6 protein-coding genes are annotated in these 6,482 nt (G+C 38.1%); 4 read left to right on the top strand and 2 right to left on the bottom strand.

Annotated features, from left to right (window positions below; genetic code table 11):
- Positions 1 to 94: 94 nt before the first annotated feature.
- From L659_RS0108840 to L659_RS0108855, 4 genes are all read left to right on the top strand, one after another.
- Complete coding sequence (locus tag L659_RS0108840) at positions 95 to 934, top strand: tyrosine-type recombinase/integrase (RefSeq protein ID WP_010552625.1); 840 nt, start codon at positions 95 to 97, stop codon at positions 932 to 934.
- A gap of 1 nt (position 935) precedes the next feature.
- Positions 936 to 2,060 (top strand): IS91 family transposase, encoded by a 1,125-nt coding sequence (locus L659_RS0108845; protein ID WP_024590281.1) that lies wholly within the window; start codon positions 936 to 938, stop codon positions 2,058 to 2,060.
- Between the two features lie 346 nt (positions 2,061 to 2,406).
- Positions 2,407 to 2,943: a hypothetical protein gene (locus L659_RS0108850; protein ID WP_024590282.1), complete on the top strand. Its 537-nt coding sequence runs from the start codon at positions 2,407 to 2,409 to the stop codon at positions 2,941 to 2,943.
- Positions 2,944 to 3,016: 73 nt separating this feature from the next.
- Positions 3,017 to 3,655: a hypothetical protein gene (locus L659_RS0108855; protein ID WP_024590283.1), complete on the top strand. Its 639-nt coding sequence runs from the start codon at positions 3,017 to 3,019 to the stop codon at positions 3,653 to 3,655.
- A gap of 250 nt (positions 3,656 to 3,905) precedes the next feature.
- Here L659_RS0108855 and L659_RS0108860 read toward each other — a convergent pair whose 3' ends face one another.
- Positions 3,906 to 5,534, bottom strand: a complete 1,629-nt coding sequence (locus tag L659_RS0108860; protein WP_024590284.1) for a DUF4942 domain-containing protein — start codon at positions 5,532 to 5,534, stop codon at positions 3,906 to 3,908.
- A 70-nt stretch (positions 5,535 to 5,604) separates the two neighbouring features.
- Entirely contained in the window at positions 5,605 to 6,288 is a 684-nt protein-coding gene (locus tag L659_RS1000000123210; RefSeq protein WP_024590285.1) for a ribonuclease HI family protein, read from the bottom strand.
- Positions 6,289 to 6,482: the final 194 nt, after the last annotated feature.

The raw sequence follows: 6,482 nt of genomic DNA on the forward strand, positions 1-6,482 counted from the left end.
GCTGTTGAACAAAGCCGCTACGCGGAGCTAGCAACCTCCAGCATAATTGCCACACTTGTCATTGGGACTTCCCCCTATTCACCGGAGAAAACCAATGACCCCATTAAGACAACGCGTCATAGACGAGATCCGTTTAAGAGGCTACTCACCACGTACCGAAGAATCTTATATAAATGCACTTGCTCAGTTAGCTAATTACTACGATAAATCGCCTGACTTAATTAATAAGGAAGAGCTTGAGGCGTATTTTAGGTATGTAAATCTAACACAGCACTTGTCGCGTGCAACGATTGCAGTAAAACTCAATGCCGTTAATTTTTTATATAAATATGTACTACAGCGCTCATTCAGCATTGATATCGTATTGCCTAAAAAGGCACACACAATACCGATATTATTAACACGAGATGAGGTTCATCGTCTGTTCTTAAATATGGCATCTGCACAGCAAAAAGTCATGCTTTGTATTTGCTATGGGTGTGGGCTCAGAATAAGTGAATTACTGAATTTACGGGTTGTTGATATTGAATTTAGCCAAGACTGCCTATGGGTTAGAGCAGGAAAAGGCAATAAAGACCGTCGTGTCATATTACCTAAAAGTGCAGCAAGGCGGTTAAACGCTTACATAGCAGGCTTTTCCCTTGGCAGTATACTGTTTTGTACCAACTGGGATAAAGAAAAAGCGATTGATGCAAAAACGTTTAGTCGTGGATTAAAACGTGCGGTAACGCGTGCTGAAATTACAAAAAATGTATCCGCGCATAGCTTGCGCCATGCTTATGCTACACATCAAATTGAAGCTGGTATGCCGCTTCATCAGTTACAAAAACAGCTCGGACATACGAGTATTCGTACGACAGAGCGTTATTTGCATTGGTTGCCAGAGATGGCACATAGTAGCCATGATTTAATGGCTGCGTGGGAGGAGGATTAAGATGGCAACAATGCATCATGTCGCGGATGTCTTAGCGCAACACCTCAGTCACTATAAAAAAGTCCATGCATTAACCTATCAACAACAGCGAGTGTGTCAGCATATACAGGACTGTCGAACCGTAAAGTTAGGCGCTCAGCAATGGCAGTGTGATCGCTGCGATCATAATAAAACGGTGTACTGCGCATGCAGAGATAGACACTGTCCGCAGTGCCAAGGGCATGTTAGCGATCAATGGAGTGAACAACAAAGTAAGGATGTCATCAATGCGCCTTATTTTCATCTGGTATTTACACTCCCTCATGAACTAAATGGATTAGCAAGGCAATATCCGCGTGAGATTTACAGCTGTTTATTTCATGCTGTATGGCAAACCCTTAGTCAGTTTGCGCAGCGTAAAAAACAGCTACAAGGCACGTTAGGAATGACTGCGGTCTTACATACATGGGGGCAAAGCCTTGCTCAACATATTCATTTGCACTGTTTAATTCCAGGTGGCGTATTAACATCGTCAGGTGAGTGGCGGGGTGTTAAAAAGCCGTATTTATTTGCAGTAAAAGCCTTAGCAACCGTGTTTAGAGCAAAAATGCTAGCAGCCATTAGGGCGCATAAACTAACGATACCTCAAAACGAATTGTTAATGACAAAATCATGGTGTGTACACAGCAAAGTGAATTTGACCGAAGCGAAAACGGTGTTGAAATACCTTGGACGCTACACACGTAAAGGCATGTTGCATGAAGGACGGCTTAAGCAAGTAACAAAAGATGATGTCACGTTTAGTTATAAAGACTACCGAGACAGCAAAATAAAGCGAATGACATTAACAGGCATAGAATTTATTAGGCGCTATTTACTGCATGTGCTCCCAAGTGGGTTTATGCGAATACGGCACTACGGGTTTTTAGCCAGTGCGTGTAGAGCAAAGAAACGGGGTATTATCAGCGCACAAACAGACAAGCATGAGACTAAAAATAAGGGAAAGTCAGATACAACAGGTGCGATGAGAGTTAATTGGCCGTGCCCATCATGTAAGCAAGGGCAGTTGATAATGAAAAGCCTCTGTATAAAGGATGCAAAAATAGACGGCCTAGCGACGGGAGGCATAATAATGAATAGTGGTTGAGTAGTAAGTCGAACACTTAAAAACAATTCGTTAAATAAGTTGGTGTGACAGAAGATCAGCTTAAATGCGGTGTTGCCTAAAATAAATAAAAAGGATGACAGAAGACAATAAGCAGGCAGAAACGATATAAAAGAACGTAGAAATGTAATTAATAAACAGTAATTAACCCGTTTAGTAGTAAAAGGGTGTCCAATAAAACTGCAATCGACAACTTCCCTAAAAAAGAGAATTCCTATAGCATTAAACATACCAATAAAAACGTTGAGTGAGGAGCATGCTTCGTTCAACAAGGTATTTATACGATACAAACAACGTAACGTATAAATACTAAGACGTTAGGTGAATCGTGAGTACAGTTAACATAATTTACGCCGGAGAATCAACTGTATGTAATATTAATGAGGTAACTCTCACTATTGAAAATGGTGAGAATGAAATCCCTATCGATTTTTGGATTGGATTTAAATCCAGTAGCAGCGGAAAGCGAAAAATAGATCGAGGTGCTATTTATCCTAAAGATGTTTCCGCTGAATCTGTTGCAATATCAGACTTTAAAGAGCTATGTTTTTCTGAGTTCGATTTACTTGGTGTCCCTGCGGTTAAAGTATCTTTAGAGAGTGGCTCATTTTCCAAAGGAGTTAAACACTCTATTGCGTTAGAGTGGATGAAGTCCAAATCAGAAATTCGCGAAGTAAGCCGAGAAGATCGCGAGAAAGAAAGCTTATCAATTTCTCGCAAAGCCTTATTAACTTCTGAGGATGCTAATTCAATCGCACGTGATGCTTTATCTAATTCACGCGAAGCTAATAAGTTAGCTCGGAGAGCTATTATATGGAGCGCAATTGCTACACTTATAGCTGTTATTTCAATATACTTTAAATAATCCAATGATTTACTCTTATGTTTAATTTACCTAACAAGGGTTTTTAAAACGGCTTTATAGCGCATGGAGAAATATGTTTAACGATAAGTTTGTTTATACAGTTTGCATTTTCGGTTTGGTACTTTCAGGAGTGTACTTAGCGCTAATTTTCCAAAGGTTATCATTGAATGTTGTTTTATCATCTTTAGCTAATTTAGCTACAATTGGAGGTTTTCTCCTTGCGCTTTATGCTATTGGTATATGGAAGAACAAAAGTAAGTTGGCTTTCGTGTATACAGATTTACTACTTTTACAAAGACAAGTTAGTGATGTAAATGGCCATTTTAATATGTCTAAAATTTATGGAATCAATGCTCAAAAACTATTATTTGAACAATCTCTCAATAAAGTGTTTGAGCTTGAAAATTCGTTAAGGCATTTTGAGTCTAGTTATGAAATAGCTTTGGGAATTGATTCAGCGAGGGATATGTTAAACAATGCGTGTGAAATTGAAAATTTCAAATCACATATAACATTACTCAGATCGTTAACTGTAACCGAAAGACATGTGAATAACTCAGATATGTCAGATATAGAGATTATTTACCTAGCGTTAAATAACCCGGATCAGGTATCTTCATATCTATCAGGAATGAAATCTATTTTCACAAACAAAGATATATATTTCAATCAAATAAACCACGAATTAGATTTGTTAAGCAAAGCGCTATAACAAGACCTTGAAACGGACAAATTATAGCTGGCGGTGTTCGCTTTGCTCTCGATTTTAGCCAGCTATAATTTTGCGCTTAAGGTGGCGTTATAGGCCAGAGGGGGCAAATCTTGACTTCATCTTGGCATTATTCTCCTGACCGTCCGCAATTGGCACATATGCGACTGTCAGATTTGATTAAGTTCCGTTAATTAAATCTGACAGATTAAGTTAAGACTTATTTAGTTAAGCACCTTCAATCTCAATTACGTTAGTTTAATTTTAAAAACTGAGTACCCACGTTTATTTTTAGATTACTGTGAAAAGCCTGCTTTGCACAATCAATATCAACACCATCTATTTCTTCGGCCGCTTGTTCTGGGGTATTTATCCATCCTCGTAACCTACCAAATTCGACATTAAGGCGCGCTATAAAGCCCTGATTAATTTTGCGGTGTATATTACCGTTTTGATATGCCCGAGCAGTGAATAATACAACTTTCTTTTGAGCAGTGTGATCGAAGTAATGGAATGTTCTAAGCTTACCTGGTTCCCACTCTTCAACGGTACTTGCTCGCTCTTGTCCTAGCGTATCAAAGCCCAAGTTGTGTGCAATAGTAATTAGATCATCTATTTTGTTTGCAGAACTTTTTGAAAGCCCATTTATTCTATCAAATGAATAGCCGCCAAAATTGCCATAATTACTTGTAATTATTCGATAGTCCAATGCAAATCTATCTAACCCGGATGGTTTTCTATTATAAAGCCATTCAGAGCGCCCAAATGTTCGTTGATTTGATTTATACAAAGTAATGTTAGACTCGCCAATTAAACTCTCATAAACAGATATTAATTGTGAGTCTATGTATTTATTCACGTTTTTTACTGCCCATTCAGCTATGGCATAAGCATTTTCTTTCGTGAAGTCAACGTTAACATTCTTCATCAACAAGGTTTGCATCTCTTCTCGAGTGCTTGTACATAACTTATCAGTTATTGGAGTAAAGCGATTAAATAGCTCTTTCCAGTATTTGTTTTTTAAAGATTTAATACGAAGTTTAATAGCAGCATAAATAGAATCGATCGAAACGTTAAGCTCATCTAAAATGCTTCCATCTACATGTTCTAAGCCTTTATAAGTGTTAATAAGCTTTTCTAAACTGGCATCATAGTGGCTTACCAATGTGCTTATTAGGTCGCCACCAGCTATTATTTCAAATTTATCAGGTTGCACTTTCTGATGGAGCGAGTCTGCTTTTCTTGCAGCACTACCTTGTGCATCTATATCGAAGTTATCAGAAAACCACGCTGCAAAAGGGTCTACATCAACGGTGGCTCTATCCCATCTTCTCGAAGCAGATTTAGATAAGCTTATATGGATAACGTCTACGGTGCATCGTGCTGGCCGATCTGCAGAACGATAGTCAGAGTTGCCTATTACAGTGAAAGTTGCTTTACGGCGAGCTAATGCGTCTTTTATAGCTTGGTTATTACTCCAGCGCGTAGGCAAAATTAAATATACGTCCGGTGCTAGAGATTCCGCAATAATTTTTGAGGCAAACTCAGAATACTGGGTAAATGGTGGGTTGCAAAATATAACAGATGTTTCAATATCTATAAGCGTCTGAGCCATGAAATCAGTGCCAACAATCATAATATCAGCGGGTAAAGCTCGAATTAGAGGCAATGATTTTTCAATTGCATACTTTTCACCGTATTCATGTGCGATTGCATTAAGCACACGACCATCACCAACACCAATATCTAGCACAGAATAGGGCTTGTCGTAGCCTAACAAGTCGATGTGTTTTTTTATTAATGCAATATCTGAATCTAATGTTGGATAAAATTCAAAATCACCAAATTCTCTTACTTCTTCAATAAGTTTAGCTATACCCATTTTTTGTGCCTTTGATTTGTTTCAATAAGAACACAATACAAAGAACGAAAATTCACGCTACCGAATGGGTTTATACACTTTTATGAATTTGTTGCGTTTGGGAATATGCAATAGCGGCATTTATATGTTCACATTTTAAATTCGCGCATGAACACGAAAGGGGATTTAAATTGATAGCATATAATTTAGAGTGTTGTATAACGCTAAATCCAACTCCCTTGTAGTAATGAACCGCAGTTATTTCATTTAATCGCTGTTCATTTATATCTACGACGTTGGACGGGTTATTATTGCCTTTGTTGCTATCAATAACACTATCAAGCTGCTCTCTTTTAGTATTAACTTGATTATCTGCAAGGCCAGTTCCCTCTAATGCATCCTGACTAAGCTTGTCGGCATGACTATTGTTAATTCTCTTGATCCAACATAATTCAATAAACTCTAACTCATAACATAGCTTCATAGCCCGCTTATTTAGGACGCGTAGGGCAGTGTCATTACAATTCCATACTCCATTTAGCTGATTAATCACTAACTTTGAATCGCCATAGACTGTGGCTTTACGAATGCCAAGCTCAATTGCTTTCTCTAAAGCATATATAAGCGCACTGTATTCCGCTTGGTTGTTAGTACCGTGCCCATTAAATATTGAAACCTCGGCGACCACATTGTTTTGCCCATCAAATATAACTGCACCACATCCGGTTGGACCAGGATTAGGATTACATGCCCCATCGAAAAATATTTTATGCATAAATTCCCCCTTAATTTATATGAACAATATCAATATTCGATTTTTAGGCTACCACTTGGAATAAAATTATTTAGAAAGGGGATTTTGGGTATCTCTATCTTTTGAGATTAGCTAACTGAACACGGATAATTGATTTCATAGACATAAACTATAACGAGGAGAAATGATGTTTAAAGTGATCATAACGGCAGGGG

The organism is Pseudoalteromonas sp. S8-8 (assembly GCF_000497875.1).
Taxonomy (GTDB): Bacteria; Pseudomonadota; Gammaproteobacteria; order Enterobacterales; family Alteromonadaceae; genus Pseudoalteromonas; species Pseudoalteromonas arctica.

Coding starts and splice junctions, on each gene's coding strand:
- L659_RS0108840 (WP_010552625.1), top strand. CDS start 95: ATGACCCCATTAAGACAACGCGTCATAGACGAGATCCGTTTAAGAGGC.
- L659_RS0108845 (WP_024590281.1), top strand. CDS start 936: ATGGCAACAATGCATCATGTCGCGGATGTCTTAGCGCAACACCTCAGT.
- L659_RS0108855 (WP_024590283.1), top strand. CDS start 3,017: ATGTTTAACGATAAGTTTGTTTATACAGTTTGCATTTTCGGTTTGGTA.
- L659_RS0108860 (WP_024590284.1), bottom strand. CDS start 5,534: ATGGGTATAGCTAAACTTATTGAAGAAGTAAGAGAATTTGGTGATTTT.
- L659_RS1000000123210 (WP_024590285.1), bottom strand. CDS start 6,288: ATGCATAAAATATTTTTCGATGGGGCATGTAATCCTAATCCTGGTCCA.